This is a genomic window from Pseudoalteromonas sp. NCCP-2140 (assembly GCF_023708065.1).
In the GTDB taxonomy this organism is placed as follows: domain Bacteria; phylum Pseudomonadota; class Gammaproteobacteria; order Enterobacterales; family Alteromonadaceae; genus Pseudoalteromonas.
In genome coordinates this window covers 1-15,778 of the sequence record NZ_BRCZ01000003.1, presented here as the reverse complement: position 1 = coordinate 15,778, position 15,778 = coordinate 1, and the positions used below count along the sequence as shown (strand labels likewise).

Sequence of the window (15,778 nt, the reverse complement as noted above, 5' to 3'; positions counted from 1 at the left end):
AAAATATTTTTGCTACGAATAAGCTATTTACTCAACTATTATTTAGCTGAGTAAACGGCAAATTTAGTATTTTTGAAATCTGTGCTGTATTGGCCAAACTGTGCTTCTAAAATGGGTGGGTATTTTAAGAAGCTGTTTGCAACTATGGTCAATTTACCTTGCTTGCTCAAGTGTTGTTTTGCTGAGCTAAGAAATGCTTCGGCAATGGTGTAATCTGTGGCAATCCCCGTATGGAACGGTGGGTTACTGATGATTAGGTCAAATTTACCATTAATATCAGTTAAGCCATCACTCAAAATTGCTTGGCCTTTGAGGTCATTTAACGCAAGTGTTTGCTCAGTGGCGTAAGTTGCAAGAGCACTTACATCGCTACATACAAATTCAAGCTCAGGCTGCTTTAAACCCAAGTAAGTAGCAATAATGCCTGCGCCACAAGCAAAGTCGAGTACTTTACCCTTGCTAACAGTTGGTGCATTATTCAGAAGTACCGCAGTGCCTACATCAAGCGCACCGTGGTTAAATACGCCTGGAACACTGATCGCAGTAAATTCAATATCGCCGGCTTTTACTTGGAATTGCTTGTGGTAACGGCTGATAGCAAAGTTATCGTTTAGCGTAAGCTCAGAGAATAAATACAGAATACAGTGCTTGGCACTATCGATCTTGTTACTAAAACCACAGTGGTCTTTTAGTTGTTTCTCTGCTGATTTAACACCGCTTTTATTTTCACCTACTACAAATAGTTGCGCATCTTGATGACAAACAGCACAAATGTTATCAAAGCTCATTTGTGCTTCTGGCTTTGCTTTTGGGTAATAGTAGATAACTAAATCGTAGTTACCATTTGGAATAGTGTGATCAACCACTGCATGTATACCGGCTATTTTACTGGCATACATGGCATTTGCGTGGTTATAACTGAACGCAGTAATTTTTGCGCCGGGATTTAGCGCTTTAAGTTCGCGTAAAAAGCCATCTTGCTCAAAGTTAACCACTAAAATCGATTGTCCAACAAGTTCGTCTTCATTACGAAGCAATAGTAAACTTGGGTTGGTTAACTTACTCATGCTGCTTTTACCTTTTATTACTTAGTACGCTCGAACATTAGATCCCATACGCCGTGACCTAAACGGTGACCGCGCTGCTCAAATTTTGTCAGTGGTCGTGAATCTGGGCGAGGAACGTAATCGTTAGTTTCTGATTGGTTTTTGTAACCTTCAGCCACTTGCATTACTTCTAGCATATGCTCGGCATAATTTTCCCAGTCAGTCGCCATATGGAAAACACCGCCAATTTTTAATTTGCTACGTAATTTTTGTGCAAACTCTGGTTGTACGATACGACGCTTATGGTGACGTTTTTTATGCCATGGATCAGGGAAGAATAATTGCAGCTTAGATAAGCTTTCATCGGCAATACAGTCAGCAAGCACTTCAACCGCATCATGCTCGAATACGCGTAAGTTTGTTACACCAGCTTCATCGGCATCCATTAAACAAGCACCTACACCTGGGCGGTGAACTTCAATACCAATGAAGTTAAGTTCTGGTGCGTTTTTAGCCATTTCAACTAGCGATTTGCCCATACCAAAACCGATTTCTAGTACCACATCGTTATCGTTACCAAACACTTCTGCTAGGTTTAGCATGCCATTTTTGTGCTCAAGGCCCATAGTTGGCCAACATTTCTCGATGGCTGCCGCTTGGCCTTTTGTTAGGCGACCTTCGCGCTTAACGAAACTACGAATCGTGCGGATGTATTTACCCTCTTGCTTTGCTTGCTCGAGGTTTGGGTTACTTGAGTCACTCATATATTTTGGCCTGATTAAAATACTGACTATAGAAAAAGGTTGCGTATTATCCCTGACCTGCGCCTTGAGTACAATAGTCAAGGGCTGTTTATCTTTCGAGATTAATATTGCGACCATGTACGAGCAATTTAGACAGAGCAGAGCTTCTTCGGCTTGCTTGGCCTAACTAACTGCAATAGACTTGGCCGCAATGAGCTTCAGCAAGTAAAGATGTTATTTTGAATTTAAGCAATAAGGAGTCAACCTGGTTTGCAAACCAAGTGGTTGACTGGTACCACCTTCACGGTCGTAAAACTCTGCCATGGCAGCTAAATAAAACCCCTTATAAGGTATGGATCTCTGAGGTCATGCTACAGCAGACCCAAGTAGTAACTGTTATTCCTTACTTTGAAAAGTTTATGCAAAGCTTTCCTGACATTATTGCGCTTGCTAATGCGGATGAAGATCAGGTGCTTCACCATTGGACAGGGCTTGGCTATTACGCCCGTGCGCGCAACTTACATAAAACGGCAAAAATAGTGCGTGATAAATACCAAGGTAAATTTCCAACCACGCTTGAAGAGGTGATGGATTTGCCGGGTATTGGACGTTCAACTGCTGGGGCAATTTTGTCTTTATCACTTGGCCAACATCATCCAATTTTAGATGGTAATGTTAAACGAGTACTGGCACGCTTTTTTATGGTTGAAGGCTGGTATGGAGTGAAAAAGGTCGAAAATCACCTTTGGTCATTATCATCGCAATTAACGCCTAAAGAGTCGGTCACTGAGTTTAATCAGGCAATGATGGATTTAGGTGCAAGCCTTTGTTCACGTAGTAAATTTGATTGTGAGCCTTGTCCTTTAAATAGCAAATGCCTTGCTTATAACGAAGGTAAAGTTAAAGAGTTCCCGCATTCAAAGCCGAAAAAGGCTGTGCCGAAAAAGTCATGCCATCAGCTTATTCTAGCCTGTGACAATAAGGTGCTTATGGAAAAGCGCCCAAGCTCAGGGATATGGGGTGGTTTGTTTGGCTTTTTTGAGTTTAGCGAATTAACTGAGCTAGAAACATTTTTAGCCCAGCATGGTTTATCAAACAATACGCAGGCACTTGAAGCCTTTACCCATGTATTTTCGCATTTTGAGCTGACTATCAATCCACATGTTTTAACCTTGCCGAGCATTCCAGATCTCATTAATGAGCGGCAACTAGTTTGGTATCCGCTTGATGAGCCAGTTGAGGTTGGCCTTGCAGCCCCGACGAAAAAGCTGGTTAAACAATTAAGCGCAATAGATTACAATAGCATCACGCAATAAGAGTAGAGAGCAATTATGGCACGCACAGTATTTTGTCAAAAGTTACAAAAAGAAGCTGAAGGCTTAGGCTTCCAACTATACCCAGGTGAGCTTGGTGAAAAGATTTTCAACAACATCAGTAAAGAAGCGTGGGGCCAATGGCAGCACAAGCAAACAATGCTGATCAACGAAAAACATCTGAACATGATGGACCCAGAGCACCGTGCTTTTTTAGAAGAGCAAATGGTAGGTTTCTTATTTGAAGGTAAAGACGTGGAAATAGAAGGTTACCGTCCACCAGAAAAATAAGCGCATTATCTAAAAGTAAAAAGGGCCAATAGGCCCTTTTTTAATGTGTTGCTTCTTGCTCAGCTCTTTGTATTTGTTCTTTTAAGAATTGAGCTACTTTGGAGTATTCAATTTCATAGTTATCACGCAGTTCAATTAAATCATCACTTGTTAGTTCATCTTCTTTACAGCGTTGTTCAAATACCGCTGCTAGTTCTGCAACTTTCATCGCGCCAATCGTTTTTGAAATTGACTTGAGCTGATGACAGGCTGAGATAATTGCCTCTACATCTTGCTCAATAACACCACTGTTCACTTCTTTACTTAGCTGATTACTTTGCTCTAAGTACATTTTAAAGAAGCGTAATTTCTTATTTTCGTCATTACCGACATAATCAGCCAGTTGATTCATATCGATTGGTGCTGCCGGTCTTTTAACTTCGAGCTTAGTTGCTTCAGGATTAGTTTTGTAAGCACACTTATGCAATGTTGCTTCTAGTACATTTAGTTCAACTGGCTTAGTGATGTAATCATTCATTCCTATGCTCAAACAGCGCTCTTTTTCACCTTTGAGGGCATTGGCGGTGATAGCAATCACATAAGGTTGAGCATTGATATCTTCAAGCTGCGAGGCCTCATTACGAATTTTTTCGACCATATCGTAGCCAGACATTTTAGGCATATGTAAGTCGGTTAAAATAATAGAATGTTTACCTTCTCGCCAAGCTTCTAGGCCTTTTTCACCATTTTCAGCCAATTCAACACCGTAACCTAATAGGTGGAGCTGATCGGTTAACACTTGCTGATTTAATACGTTGTCTTCAACAAGTAATACTAATTTGTTTTCTTCGCGGGCTTTATCGACGCTCAGGTAGTTGTTTAATGACTTAGTAGAGGTAATTTGTTTTGGCTTGTGTAAACCGGCTGCCACAAGTAGCGACATCATAAAGTTAGACTTACAAAGCGGTGATGCATTTAGGTAGAAAATATTCTTATGATTAATAGCTGCTTCATCGAGCTTACTAAGCACTATAACTTGTTGTTTATTGTCTTCTAGAGTGTACAGAAGACGGCGCAAGATATAGTTAATATCTTCCATGCTTTCGATACCATCTAACACCCAAATTATATCTGTTTTATCTTGCTCAGCTTCTATTAAATCGCTGCTGTCAGCAATAATAGGCGTTGCTCCCATAAATGATAGATAACGAGTTAGTATCTTTTTACGACCATCGTGGTTAGTTACAACAACAACCCGTTGGCTTTTCATTACCTGTTTATGGGCATATTCAACTTTACCTTGTGTACTAAAAGGCAATTCGACAACAAATTCACTACCAATGCCCAAGTCACTTGTTACTGAAATGGTTCCTAGCATTAGCTCTGTTAAGCTTTTACAAATCGATAAACCTAAACCTGTTCCACCATATTCACGAGTGATTGATCCTTCTGCCTGAATAAATGGATTAAAGATTTCACGAAGCTGCGCTTGCGTCATACCTTTACCATTGTCTAAAACGCTAAAACGTAAGGTGTAGTGATCAGTGGTGTTTTGGGCTACCTCTACCGAGATCCTTACAAAGCCTTTGTGTTTTTCGTCTGTACTGGTGAACTTAATTGCATTACTGCATAGGTTGTAAAGTACTTGGCGAACTCGCACTGTATCACCAATTAAATTAGTAGGGATATCTGGCGCAATAGCCAGCTCTAATTCCAGGTCACGCTTTTTGGCAACCGATGATAAAACACGAGCGACTTCTTCAATAGTGTCTGACACTGAGAAAGGAATGTTATCAATATTCAGTTTACCCGCTTCGATTTTCGAAAAATCGAGAATATCATCTAATATGCCTAATAAAGAAAATGCAGAATCACGAATAATTGTACTTAATCTGTGCTGTGCACCATCAAGCTCAGTTTGGCGAAGTAAGTCAATGGTACCGATAACCCCGTTCATAGGGGTACGAATTTCATGGCTCATGGTTGCTAAGAAAGTCGTTTTAGTTTCGTTTGCCTGCTCGGCTTTTAAAGTTGCTTGCTCAAGTGCGATTGTTCGATTATGTACTTCATTTTCTAGACCGCTTTGAAGCTTCTGTAAATCAGCCTGTGCAGCTTTGTTTTCTGTAATGGCTGATTGCACTTTGTTGAGTAGCAAATTGATATGTTTGGCTACAGAGCTTAATCCGAAATCCAATTCTTCTGTTACACGGGTTTGGTAATCTGCATTTTCTGTAATTGCCCTTAATTCTTTGCTCAAAGAGTTACTGCTTTTACTAAATCGTTTATTAATAAAAATACTTAGCGCAAAGGATAAAATAATTAAGGCTAGAAGAGTTAAAACAGCAAGGCCGATAGAAACTACTGATGATTCTGCTATTGGCTGCTCAATTGGGTGTTGTTTTACAATAAGCTCGCCAACAGGTTGATCATTAAATTCTAGAACGGTGTGAATAAGTGAACTTTGTTCTAGTTGCTGGGTTACTTTACTTGGCTCTATGAGCACTTTGTTATTAGCATAAACCAGTGAAACGTCACCATTGAATTCGTATCTATATAAGTAGTAATCAAAGCCACTTTCAAGCAGTAATGCTAAATCTAAAACTTCCTTTACTTTATCTTGGCCAGGCATAGTCAATGCGCTGACAAGTGGAGATGTGAGTTGAGTTGAAAGTTGTTGAGCTGTTAATTGAGGCTGTTCTATCTTTTGTGGTGTGTTACTGGTTGGATAAAAAGAGTAAGCAACAACCGCAAGCAGGGCGATGACAAGGTTCGTGATAATAAAAAGCGGTAATAAGCCTTTTACTGGTGAGTTCGATTTACTTGGCATTTTTTTATCCAACAGTTTAAACAGCAATAGAGAGCATATTCTTATTATTAGGTAATCCTACCATCAATGAAGAAAAATTCACCACGTTTTTAACATAGGTAACTCTTTTATGATGAGGGTCAACTCAAATGGATAAACTTGTCGATTAAATAAGCTAAAAACTATTAAAAACAGCAATCTTGATTGAAAACTGTGCAAACAGTTAGAATCCTCAAAAAAAAGTTGACTTGAGAGGGCAAAACCCGTTTAATACGCCGCACGCCCAGATAGCTCAGTCGGTAGAGCACTGTGGAAGTTGTATTGAAAATCCTATAAGATTTTCAGCTTAAAACCGAAGTTTGCCCAGATAGCTCAGTCGGTAGAGCAGAGGATTGAAAATCCTCGTGTCGGTGGTTCGATTCCGCCTCTGGGCACCATTATTTAATATATTGGTGTTTAATTTATGATTTAAACATCAGTATCGTGCATAGCACACAGATTTAGTGTGCCGACTTAGCTCAGTTGGTAGAGCAACTGACTTGTAATCAGTAGGTCATCCGTTCAACTCGGATAGTCGGCACCATTTATTTAAACATCAAGCTTCTAGCTTTTTGTTATGCCCAGATAGCTCAGTCGGTAGAGCCATCGGGAATTGCATTGAAAATCCTTATGGATATTCTGCATAAAACTAAATTTTGCCCAGATAGCTCAGTCGGTAGAGCAGAGGATTGAAAATCCTCGTGTCGGTGGTTCGATTCCGCCTCTGGGCACCATTATTTGATAATCTCTTTTAAAGTGATTATAGTGCACAACGCACACGATTTTAGTGTGCCGACTTAGCTCAGTTGGTAGAGCAACTGACTTGTAATCAGTAGGTCATCCGTTCAACTCGGATAGTCGGCACCATTTATTTAATAGTTAGCATCTAGCTAATTGTTATGCCCAGATAGCTCCGTTGGTAGAGCCATTGGGAATTGCATTGAAAATCCTTGTTGATATTCTGCATAAAACTAAATTTTTGCCCAGATAGCTCAGTCGGTAGAGCAGAGGATTGAAAATCCTCGTGTCGGTGGTTCGATTCCGCCTCTGGGCACCATTATTTATAATCACAACGTGATTAAGTGCTAAACGCACACGATTTTAGTGTGCCGACTTAGCTCAGTTGGTAGAGCAACTGACTTGTAATCAGTAGGTCATCCGTTCAACTCGGATAGTCGGCACCATTTATTGTCCTAAATAAATCCTTGCTAGGATTGTAGGAGCTGCATTGAAAGTCCTCATGGATATTCTGCAAGAAATCGTATATTGCCCAGATAGCTCAGTCGGTAGAGCCATCGGGAATTGCATTGAAAATCCTTGTGGATATTCTGCACAGAACTAAATATCGCCCAGATAGCTCAGTCGGTAGAGCCATCGGGAATTGCATTGAAAATCCTTGTGGATATTCTGCACAGAACTAAATATCGCCCAGATAGCTCAGTCGGTAGAGCAGAGGATTGAAAATCCTCGTGTCGGTGGTTCGATTCCGCCTCTGGGCACCATTTTTCCTAGCGTCCCGCTAAAATCTAAAATATCGTTTCCTACTAAAATATACTTTCCCTACAAAAATACCTGTATTCGTCGTAATTGACGGAGGCGATTTTGCGAACGCCAGAAAGCAAAAAACCGCGATAAAGAAACTCAGATTAAGTTTGGCGACTTAAGTTTCTAACGCGGCTTTCATAAACAACTGTAAATGTTTATATGGCTATATTAGCTGTAGGGTAATCCTGTGTCTAGTGGTAAGCCAAAAAATTGCTGACTAACGTTCCAGTCGAATTTCAATTGACTAGAAAATTAAAAAATAATTTTTCATCGAGCCTAAATACGGTAAGTGATCACAGCGGCAAAAAGAAACAAGTGTTTTTTGCTTTAGAAATGCTTGCAGCTACAAAATCAGATACTCAAACATTAATTTTGGGACATATTGCATATCACCATGCTAAGCATGGCAAATTTAACTCATCAGCATCAGCAATCGCTAAACATTTAAGTTATTCGATAAATGCAGTTAAAAACGGTCTTAAAAAGCTTCTAGAGCCACTGGAAGACGAAAAAGAGCCTTTGCTAATAGAGTCTGATAACCCATCGAGTTATAGCCGCACATTGTACTTAAACATGAAGCACCCTTTAGGTTATCGTTTATTGCAAAGCTACACGCAGATGCTTAATAAACAACAGTCGAGCAACACACTACGCTTATACCCTGTTCAGCTTCATTTATTTGATTCTAAAAGTCGCTATGACTCTCGCCATCAACATAAAATGCTCATGCTCCAAGCTTTGATAACCAGTAAAATTAAAGCTGGTAAAATTGCCACAAGAAATAAACGCGATACATACCAGCAAAGCATTTCACAGCTAGCAAATAAGCTAGGTTGGGCATATATGACTGTAAAATCGCTGATCGAAACTATGCTAGAAGTTGGCCTGCTGTCTGCGGTGAAAGAAAAGCTTAAGCATGTATGTAAATTTGTGTTTAGGTTTAAACAGCCGGTTAAAGTTAAATCTAAGAATACACACAGTGTTCAACTGCCGGTTTCAGCCCCAATAGAGCGTTACCGCGATCCTGTAATTTAGATCAAATCAAATTTTTTACTGCCTCGTTTGGTAGGGCTTCTTTGTGTCAAAATTTTGATGAGTTCAACAATTCTTTTTTTATCTTACTTTTATGGTAATAATTACTAGAGATTTTGTATGTATTACCAGAAAAACAACAACTCAGATTTAATTTCTAATTAGGAATAACGATCAGCTTAAATCAGTGACACCTTCATTTTCACAAATATAAATTAGTGATACTTATTAGTAAATTAGAGTGTTAGGTACGAAACTTGGTGATGCCTTTAAATATAAATTTAAATAAAAGTAAAACTAAATTATAAATCAAAGGAATTTTATGATTAAAAAGTTTTTAGGTGTGTGGGTACTCCTTATAGCAATCCCATTTATGCAAGCTTGTGAAGATAAACAAGCTATCGCTCAAAAATACTTCAATGAGATTGAGGTGCCTATAGAGAGACAGTGCTACATTGCAATTGCAACATACATGGGACGAGAGAAGTTGCATCTAATTCCATTTATGGACAGCTACATGAAAGATGGTTTTATTCATGTAACTTATCGAAGAGTTACTGACTCAGAGGTTTTCACAAACAGATGTGCAATTACCTTTGCCGAAAAGAACAAAGTTACTTACTTAGTGCAATGGCTTGATGAAGAAACCTCTAAATACAGCTCTGGGGGGAAGGTTATTCTCAATTACAAAGGTAATGGTGAAGTTTCTGGGGAAACTGAGGGTTATAACCATACATACTCATATAGCCAAGTTTGGGGAAAAGAAAAGCCAAACCCTCTATTTTTTAAAGATGCTACTTAATACTATGTTCTTTTTAATATCTACTACACTCTATGATGATTACATTCAAAATTAAGTTATCTTGGAGGGTTAAGGATGCTGTATGACATAGGTGAAAAGCCTGGTAAAGGAACGTATCAATGTACTAGTTGTGATAGTTGGATAGTAACTTTAGATGATGATAGTGATGTTCTTCCACCTTGCGGGAAGTGTGGAAAGGGTCAGAAAATAAAGTATCGAAAAATAAGTTAGAAATATCGAAGAATTTAAAAAGCGCAGCTCTAAGTAGCTGCGTTTTTTATGCAATAAATATAAATTTACCGCGTCACTCCTGCGAAGCAATAGAGGAGTGACGCGGTGGGCAAACCTTGCCGTACCAACAGGCTTATTACTTTTGTTGAAGTTATGGGCGGGTTATGCCATTATCGAATTACTTACTTAACGAGACCATTGGTCATCGTACCTTTAAAACAAAGCTTTCAGCTTTGTCATTCCGAAAAGCTACCAACGTGATGTAGCTATAAGCCAAAAAATTAAATTTTCTTAATCAATAGATAGTGCTTTATTGCAATAGCTTGATTGAATTTTGTGTATACGAAATTCATGAAAAATTACTTTTATGGCGCTTAAAAAGGAGACTTGTTATCACTTAACTAACCAGTGCTAAGCACACTTGATTTGCGTTTTATTTTGTACGCCCAATAGGGAAACATTTAAGGCGAGGCTATTTAGGCCATTTTGAACTTTGTGCCTCTATTCGTATTTATACGAAAATTGTACGCTCCAACGTGCAATTGGCATTTAAAACTTACCTTTTGGATTAATAGGTTCAATTAGTTAGTTAAGTGCATAACAGGTTATTTTAAATCATCACTAACTGGTGGCTTATGAGTAACTTAAAGTACCAACTACAAGGCTTAATGTTAAGAAATCAAGATGGCAGCTACAGTACACAAGCTGGGCGAAAAAAGGCGTTAGTGCAACTTGCTGCACAGCTTAAAGAAGGTGGGTTTCGATTAAAGTCGGTTCATTCATTAAAACCAAAACACGTAAATTACCTGATAGAGCGCTGGCAAGCTGAAAAGCTTTCGCCAGGAACAATTAAAAACCGCGTAGGGCACATTAGATGGTGGGCTGAAAAAGTCGGAAAATCATCGATGCTGCCAAAATCAAATAACAGTGCAAACCAAGCAATATCACTTAACTTAGAAAAGCGCAGTTACATTCCAACTGATTCAAAAGCCAAAGAGCTAGACTTGGCTAAGCTAGAAAAAATAACAGATCACTACGTGCAGTTATCACTAAAGCTTCAGTTAGAGTTTGGGCTTCGTAGAGAAGAATCTATTAAATTTAAGCCTAATTTTGCCATACGTGGTGAACAACTCGTTTTAAAATCATCGTGGACTAAAGGTGGCCGTCCAAGGACTTTACCAATAAGAACTGAATCTCAACGCGCGTTATTAAAAGAAATACAGCAAACTGTTGGTGGTGGCGCATTGATCAGGCCTGATAAAAACTACAAGCAACAATTAAAAAGCTACGAATGGCAAACAAGCCGTGTTGGCCTAGATAAAAATCATGGATTACGTCACATGTATGCCCAAAAACGCTATATGGAACTAACAGGCAAACAAGCCCCAATTAGCGGCGGCCTAAAGAGTAAAGAATTAACAGCAGAACAAAAAATTATTGATAAAGAAGTTCGTTTGCAAATTTCTCATGAACTAGGGCATAGTAGAGAGCAAATAACAGTTGTGTACCTAGGTAGATAGCTATCAAACATTTTTATGGTATTTGTTTATAGTTTTTGGATAAGGATTTCTTATGAGTGAAGGGTTAGTAACTTTTTTTAAGTATAAGTCAATGGGCTTTGCTCGTAGAGGTGATGATTATTTTGAACCTCTTCCGATGGGTTTAATGCTCTCGTCACTCCGGGAATGGTTTCAGGAACGAATTTCATTAGAAGACACTTTGCTTTGGGATGATAAAACCCCTGGGTACTCCCATAGAAAAAAAGTATACCTAAAAGCAATAGAAAGAGATGAACTCACTGGTGACTATTTAATTATTTTATGGCGTGCAATTGGTCAAGGGAATGGAGTTTATGGAATAAAAGCTGATGCAGGCCTTGAAGATAATAAGTTGTATAATGCAGATGAAAATGTAGGTAATGATCGTGTGATTTGGGGGGAGCCTGCATATTATTGGTTTATACCTTCACTAAATATCTTTTCTTCGATTCGTTTTAATAACTCTATTGCAGATACTGAGCTTCTTAATAGGTATATAAGAGACTATGTTGAGTTACATAGTGATTTTAGACAGCGTAATGTTGAAGAAAAGCAAAATGAAAGGGGTGGGAAATACCTTTCAATTTCATTTTCTCCGTCAGTTGAGGGTGAAACAGGAAATTTATGGTTCAGGGCTTACAGCGAGCAGTATAAAAAACCCACTACAGAGTCTGATTTGGAAACAGTTGTCCATGAAATAACCCATTTCGTTAAAAGAGAAGAAATAAGTGCACAAGTCATGGAAGAAAGTGGTTGGACTAACTTATTTAAGAATCTACCTTTTGTATCTAGTCAGGTCACTAGAGGTAACCGAAAAGTTGAAGTAAATATTGAAGCTAAACCAACTGTGAGAGAGCTTAAAGAAATGCTTGAACTATACGAGAGAGAATACCTAGGAAGTGACTGGAGAAATATTGGCTTTAAAAAAGAAGGCTCAGGTATAGTCTGGTTGGATAAGTTTGTCGTTAAAAGTATTTTGCCTGTAAATGATATTAAGGGTGGGGGTAGAGATGACAGCGGACATTACACGGCTACAAGGTTATTCAAAGCTATGGAGTTCACGAGGGATAAGCTGTTAAGTGCTTTTTATGAGGAGCCCCAAAAGGCTGTTGGAGAGTAAAATGTATCTTTACATATGGCACTCTTTTGTAGTAATTATTTTTCTTGCAATTAGTTTTTTATATAAAGGTAGTGTTAGGTTTTCTGATTTACAACCAATCATAAGTGCATTGCAAAATAGCGCCGCAATGATTTTTACAATTATGGGTATATGGATAGCTTACATATATCCCCAAGCAATGAGAAAGGTTATACAGCCAAGTTCAGAGGCTATTTTTCCAACAGAAGATAAAAAAAGAGTGAAACTGTTGGTTGGGGTGGTTATTTTATCAGCATTAACTTTAGCTACCTTACTTATTGGAGTTTTTATAAAGCCATTTATTGTAAAATGGAGCTTCTACATTTCTTACCCTTCAATTTTTTCATTCTTATCTATCTTTGTCATTAGTCTACTGGTTTATGTGCAGTTGTTTTGTATTTACAGCGTAATTGCTTCAAATGTTAATTTTATTACTGACTTAATCAACAAAGAAAATGGCCAAAAAATAAATGATAAATTAGACCGCAAAAAAAAAAATAATTAGGGGTTATTCTGCTAAGGGTAGAGGGATAACCTACAAGAGCTTTCAAAAAGCAATTGAAATGCGTCAAATGATTAAAGGCTCTCAAGATACTTAGTTGCAAACTGAATGAATATAATTACAGCTTTGATGTGAACGTGAAAATTCTAGATGAATTTGCTACCGATTATAGTGGTCAGAAAGGCTATAAATATGAAGTAGGAGAAGATTTGGGTAAGGATTCATATCTTTTGCTTTTCTTATTTAAAACTGATTAGTAGTTAATATTTAGTATGATCATCATTTATTCTTGTGCCCATTGATGACCCTGTCAAAATTTCAGTGCTGCCATCTGCGTTAGTATATAGTGACTTTGAGCTTGGTTCATAAATATCATACTCACCTTCGTATGAGTCTTCAGGCAATGGCTCACTAAGTAGGTCAAGCGCTATCTCTGCCGATTTTAATAGAAAATCAATGAACATAAATTTTACCTAGATGGTGAAGGGGGTTATATTAAATATATATTAAATTCAATGAATTGAAAGATGAATATGAAAAAATATTACTACTCAAAGCAGCATGAGTTCTTTGTTTGCTACCAATCAGAGAATGAAATAACCAATGATAGTGAAATGGAATCATTTATGGCTTCTAGCCTTGAGTTCGGCATTGGACTCAGTAAAGAAGGTGCCCTTGAAGATCTAAACTTCAATCTAGATGGAATTGAGAAAATAAAACTTCAAAGTTAATACCCGCCTTAAAATGTTTGCTATTTTAAAAATGGCAAACTATATTAAAAAAAGCTGAAAAATGATGAAATCGTTAAAAATCAGCAGATATATTTAGTGAGGCCGTAGGTCATCATACTTTAAGTCGCCACCTTTACTTGTGTGAGCAAATCAAGAGTTAATCATTACCAGACGGATAATTTACGTTTGGAATTAGAGTTATTTTGATTTTTCGGTTGCTATAAGTGACTGAAAACTTATTAGTGTGAGAAACCTATGAGCTTATTCCTTTCCAAAGAAGAAATTGCTGAACTTACTGGTAGAAAACAACGCCAGAAGCAAGTTGAGCAACTTACTGTAATGCGTATTACCTTCACCTTAGACGCTTTTGGCTGGCCTAAAGTGTTACGTAAATCTATTGAGGCTGAACTTGGGGCAAGCTCAAACCAGCGAATCTCACCTAATAACTCTATCTGTAAATATACTGAGTTGAATTTAGGAGATTAAGTATGGGTAGAAAGCGTTCACTAGAAAACCAAAACTTGCCTAGAGGGATGATCTACAACAAAAAAGCCAGCACTTATTATTTAAGAGCGGCTGGTCAAAAAGATATTCGCTTGGGTAAAACCATTCATGAAGCCTTTAGAAATTATTATGCTTACGCTGAAATAAACTATGAATGCCGAACTATGTTCGACTTGATAGATAGGTATATGAAAGAAGTTTCACCGACTAAAGCCAAAAGTACACACAAAAGCAACATTGCAGCAGCTAAAAACCTTATTAAACGCTTTGGTTCTATGAACCCTACTATGGTTAGGGCTCGTCATGCATATCAATTCTTAGATTTGAGAGCCAGAGAGGGCGCATCTGTTAGGGGAAATCGTGAATTTGCTTTACTCAGCACCATCATGACTCATGCTGTACGATGGGGAGTAATAGACAATACCCCATTTCATAAGATTATTAGAAACCCTGAGTATCAACGGGATCGGCTTGTTACGGATGATGAGATTGAAATTTTCTTGAAGTATTGCCCTAGATGGTTACAGCTATATATAACTCTGAAAGTTGCTACTGGCTTAAGGCAAACCGACATGATTAAGCTAAGTAGTAAAGATTGGTTTGAGGAAGAAGGATTGAAGGTTCAAACTTCAAAGACAAGAGTAAGAATTCAGTTTAATTATTGTGATTATTTGTCAAAGATTGTCGAAGAGCTCAAAGAATTAAATGGTTATAGGCTTGTTGCTAAGAAGCGGGTGCCAATTTTACACTGGTATTTCTTTGCATCCCATGCAGATTCAAGGCTTGATAAACCATTAACTGCGTCAGGTGTAAGAACTGCGTGGAATAAAGCGATGACTAAAGCGTTAGAAAGTGGTGAATTAAAACCAGAGCAACGATTTCAAGAACGAGATCTTAGAGCTAAGGCCGCAAGTGATTGCGATAGCCTTGCACAAGCGTCTGAATTGTTGGGTCATTCCAACTTAAGCATAACAAAAAGGGTATACAGAAGAGGGTATGCTAAAGTTGAGGCTTTAAAACCTAATGCAGAGAAAGGTATTGATATTAAACAAAGGATTGAAATAAAGCCTTAAAAAAGGCATCATCAATAGGTTGAATTTGTTTGACCAGTTAGAATTCTATAAGTGTATAAAAACATTGTAATTTTAACTTTATAAAAAAGAATTTATTAACTAGACGAAAATTATAGGAAAATTTTTGTAATTAAGTTTAGTAAAAACAATATTTTAGGTGTTATATAGCGTGGGTTGAAAATCCTCGTGTCGGTGGTTCGATTCCGCCTCTGGGCACCATTGATTCAAAGCCTCGCAATCGCGAGGCTTTTTTGTTTCTAGCCCCACCAAGTCACTACTTTACATCCCGTAGGCGTGAAATTTAAAGAGCTATCAGCTTTCAGCCGTCAGCTATCAGATTTTTGATCTGACCCCGATAAAGTAGACACGGGGTTTAATTAACTTGTTCGTACTGCATGGGACTTTTATACCCTAGGGTGCCATGCCTTCTTACTGAGTTGTAGTATTTTTCAATATAAAAATACG

At 38.1% G+C, this 15,778-nt stretch carries 15 protein-coding genes and 8 tRNA genes; 18 read left to right on the top strand and 5 right to left on the bottom strand.

The features are described from left to right. Nucleotides 1–38: 38 nt before the first annotated feature. Both rsmC and trmB read right to left on the bottom strand, forming a co-directional pair. Nucleotides 39–1,067 carry a 16S rRNA (guanine(1207)-N(2))-methyltransferase RsmC gene (gene rsmC, locus NFU46_RS06715; RefSeq protein ID WP_251600782.1) on the bottom strand — a complete coding sequence of 343 codons (1,029 nt, stop codon included), beginning with the start codon at nt 1,065–1,067 and terminating at the stop codon, nt 39–41. A gap of 17 nt (nt 1,068–1,084) precedes the next feature. Continuing rightward, nucleotides 1,085–1,810 carry a tRNA (guanosine(46)-N7)-methyltransferase TrmB gene (gene trmB, locus NFU46_RS06710; RefSeq protein WP_054560769.1) on the bottom strand — a complete coding sequence of 242 codons (726 nt, stop codon included), beginning with the start codon at nt 1,808–1,810 and terminating at the stop codon, nt 1,085–1,087. A gap of 218 nt (nt 1,811–2,028) precedes the next feature. Between trmB and mutY the strand changes: the two genes are divergently transcribed. Both mutY and NFU46_RS06700 read left to right on the top strand, forming a co-directional pair. Next, nucleotides 2,029–3,105, top strand: a complete 1,077-nt coding sequence (mutY, locus tag NFU46_RS06705; RefSeq protein ID WP_405030612.1) for an A/G-specific adenine glycosylase — start codon at nt 2,029–2,031, stop codon at nt 3,103–3,105. 15 nt (nt 3,106–3,120) lie between these two features. Continuing rightward, nucleotides 3,121–3,393, top strand: coding sequence for an oxidative damage protection protein (locus NFU46_RS06700; RefSeq protein WP_036970432.1), 273 nt, complete (start codon nt 3,121–3,123; stop codon nt 3,391–3,393). 40 nt (nt 3,394–3,433) lie between these two features. On the opposite strand, the gene NFU46_RS06695 is transcribed toward NFU46_RS06700, so the two are convergent. Next, entirely contained in the window at nt 3,434–6,199 is a 2,766-nt protein-coding gene (locus NFU46_RS06695) for a hybrid sensor histidine kinase/response regulator (protein WP_251600779.1), read from the bottom strand. Nucleotides 6,200–6,539: 340 nt separating this feature from the next. On the opposite strand from NFU46_RS06695, the gene NFU46_RS06690 reads away from it, so the two are divergent. The 12 genes from NFU46_RS06690 to NFU46_RS06635 all read left to right on the top strand — a co-directional run bounded on the left by NFU46_RS06690 (nt 6,540) and on the right by NFU46_RS06635 (nt 13,008). Then, nucleotides 6,540–6,615: transfer RNA gene (locus tag NFU46_RS06690), tRNA-Phe, on the top strand. Between the two features lie 70 nt (nt 6,616–6,685). Then, a tRNA-Thr gene (locus NFU46_RS06685) sits at nt 6,686–6,761 on the top strand. Between the two features lie 114 nt (nt 6,762–6,875). Then, nucleotides 6,876–6,951: transfer RNA gene (locus tag NFU46_RS06680), tRNA-Phe, on the top strand. Between the two features lie 57 nt (nt 6,952–7,008). Continuing rightward, nucleotides 7,009–7,084: transfer RNA gene (locus NFU46_RS06675), tRNA-Thr, on the top strand. Nucleotides 7,085–7,198: 114 nt separating this feature from the next. Further along, nucleotides 7,199–7,274, top strand: a tRNA-Phe gene (locus tag NFU46_RS06670). Nucleotides 7,275–7,325: 51 nt separating this feature from the next. Then, nucleotides 7,326–7,401: transfer RNA gene (locus tag NFU46_RS06665), tRNA-Thr, on the top strand. 242 nt (nt 7,402–7,643) lie between these two features. Continuing rightward, nucleotides 7,644–7,719, top strand: a tRNA-Phe gene (locus NFU46_RS06660). Between the two features lie 283 nt (nt 7,720–8,002). Continuing rightward, nucleotides 8,003–8,797, top strand: a complete 795-nt coding sequence (locus NFU46_RS06655) for a helix-turn-helix domain-containing protein (RefSeq protein WP_251600776.1) — start codon at nt 8,003–8,005, stop codon at nt 8,795–8,797. Nucleotides 8,798–9,116: 319 nt separating this feature from the next. Beyond that, nucleotides 9,117–9,596 (top strand): hypothetical protein, encoded by a 480-nt coding sequence (locus NFU46_RS06650; RefSeq protein WP_251600772.1) that lies wholly within the window; start codon nt 9,117–9,119, stop codon nt 9,594–9,596. Between the two features lie 866 nt (nt 9,597–10,462). Next, nucleotides 10,463–11,347, top strand: coding sequence for a phage integrase N-terminal domain-containing protein (locus tag NFU46_RS06645; RefSeq protein WP_251600769.1), 885 nt, complete (start codon nt 10,463–10,465; stop codon nt 11,345–11,347). A gap of 52 nt (nt 11,348–11,399) precedes the next feature. Continuing rightward, a complete protein-coding gene (locus NFU46_RS06640) occupies nt 11,400–12,485 on the top strand; it encodes a hypothetical protein (RefSeq protein WP_251600766.1) in 1,086 nt (361 codons plus the stop codon). A gap of 1 nt (nt 12,486) precedes the next feature. Further along, entirely contained in the window at nt 12,487–13,008 is a 522-nt protein-coding gene (locus NFU46_RS06635) for a hypothetical protein (protein WP_251600763.1), read from the top strand. A 257-nt stretch (nt 13,009–13,265) separates the two neighbouring features. Here NFU46_RS06635 and NFU46_RS06630 read toward each other — a convergent pair whose 3' ends face one another. Next, nucleotides 13,266–13,469 carry a hypothetical protein gene (locus tag NFU46_RS06630; RefSeq protein ID WP_251600760.1) on the bottom strand — a complete coding sequence of 68 codons (204 nt, stop codon included), beginning with the start codon at nt 13,467–13,469 and terminating at the stop codon, nt 13,266–13,268. Between the two features lie 63 nt (nt 13,470–13,532). Between NFU46_RS06630 and NFU46_RS06625 the strand changes: the two genes are divergently transcribed. The 4 genes from NFU46_RS06625 to NFU46_RS06610 all read left to right on the top strand — a co-directional run bounded on the left by NFU46_RS06625 (nt 13,533) and on the right by NFU46_RS06610 (nt 15,532). After that, nucleotides 13,533–13,736 (top strand): hypothetical protein, encoded by a 204-nt coding sequence (locus tag NFU46_RS06625; protein ID WP_251600758.1) that lies wholly within the window; start codon nt 13,533–13,535, stop codon nt 13,734–13,736. Nucleotides 13,737–13,991: 255 nt separating this feature from the next. Next, the gene (locus NFU46_RS06620) at nt 13,992–14,222 is read left to right on the top strand and encodes a DUF4224 domain-containing protein (protein WP_251600755.1); all 231 of its coding nucleotides are present in this window, start codon (nt 13,992–13,994) and stop codon (nt 14,220–14,222) included. A 2-nt stretch (nt 14,223–14,224) separates the two neighbouring features. After that, nucleotides 14,225–15,313 carry a tyrosine-type recombinase/integrase gene (locus NFU46_RS06615; protein WP_251600753.1) on the top strand — a complete coding sequence of 363 codons (1,089 nt, stop codon included), beginning with the start codon at nt 14,225–14,227 and terminating at the stop codon, nt 15,311–15,313. A 148-nt stretch (nt 15,314–15,461) separates the two neighbouring features. Beyond that, nucleotides 15,462–15,532, top strand: a tRNA-Phe gene (locus NFU46_RS06610). A 154-nt stretch (nt 15,533–15,686) separates the two neighbouring features. On the opposite strand, the gene NFU46_RS20525 is transcribed toward NFU46_RS06610, so the two are convergent. Next, nucleotides 15,687–15,767 carry an IS3 family transposase gene (locus NFU46_RS20525; protein ID WP_366035313.1) on the bottom strand — a complete coding sequence of 27 codons (81 nt, stop codon included), beginning with the start codon at nt 15,765–15,767 and terminating at the stop codon, nt 15,687–15,689. Nucleotides 15,768–15,778 lie beyond the last annotated feature (11 nt).

Excerpts from the sequence above, each read along its gene's own strand:
- NFU46_RS06640 (WP_251600766.1), top strand. The coding sequence starts at position 11,400 with ATGAGTGAAGGGTTAGTAACTTTTTTTAAGTATAAGTCAATGGGCTTT.
- NFU46_RS06645 (WP_251600769.1), top strand. The coding sequence starts at position 10,463 with ATGAGTAACTTAAAGTACCAACTACAAGGCTTAATGTTAAGAAATCAA.
- NFU46_RS06695 (WP_251600779.1), bottom strand. The coding sequence starts at position 6,199 with ATGCCAAGTAAATCGAACTCACCAGTAAAAGGCTTATTACCGCTTTTT.
- trmB (WP_054560769.1), bottom strand. The coding sequence starts at position 1,810 with ATGAGTGACTCAAGTAACCCAAACCTCGAGCAAGCAAAGCAAGAGGGT.
- NFU46_RS06620 (WP_251600755.1), top strand. The coding sequence starts at position 13,992 with ATGAGCTTATTCCTTTCCAAAGAAGAAATTGCTGAACTTACTGGTAGA.
- NFU46_RS06630 (WP_251600760.1), bottom strand. The coding sequence starts at position 13,469 with ATGTTCATTGATTTTCTATTAAAATCGGCAGAGATAGCGCTTGACCTA.
- NFU46_RS06650 (WP_251600772.1), top strand. The coding sequence starts at position 9,117 with ATGATTAAAAAGTTTTTAGGTGTGTGGGTACTCCTTATAGCAATCCCA.
- rsmC (WP_251600782.1), bottom strand. The coding sequence starts at position 1,067 with ATGAGTAAGTTAACCAACCCAAGTTTACTATTGCTTCGTAATGAAGAC.
- NFU46_RS06700 (WP_036970432.1), top strand. The coding sequence starts at position 3,121 with ATGGCACGCACAGTATTTTGTCAAAAGTTACAAAAAGAAGCTGAAGGC.
- NFU46_RS06615 (WP_251600753.1), top strand. The coding sequence starts at position 14,225 with ATGGGTAGAAAGCGTTCACTAGAAAACCAAAACTTGCCTAGAGGGATG.
- NFU46_RS06635 (WP_251600763.1), top strand. The coding sequence starts at position 12,487 with ATGTATCTTTACATATGGCACTCTTTTGTAGTAATTATTTTTCTTGCA.
- NFU46_RS06625 (WP_251600758.1), top strand. The coding sequence starts at position 13,533 with ATGAATATGAAAAAATATTACTACTCAAAGCAGCATGAGTTCTTTGTT.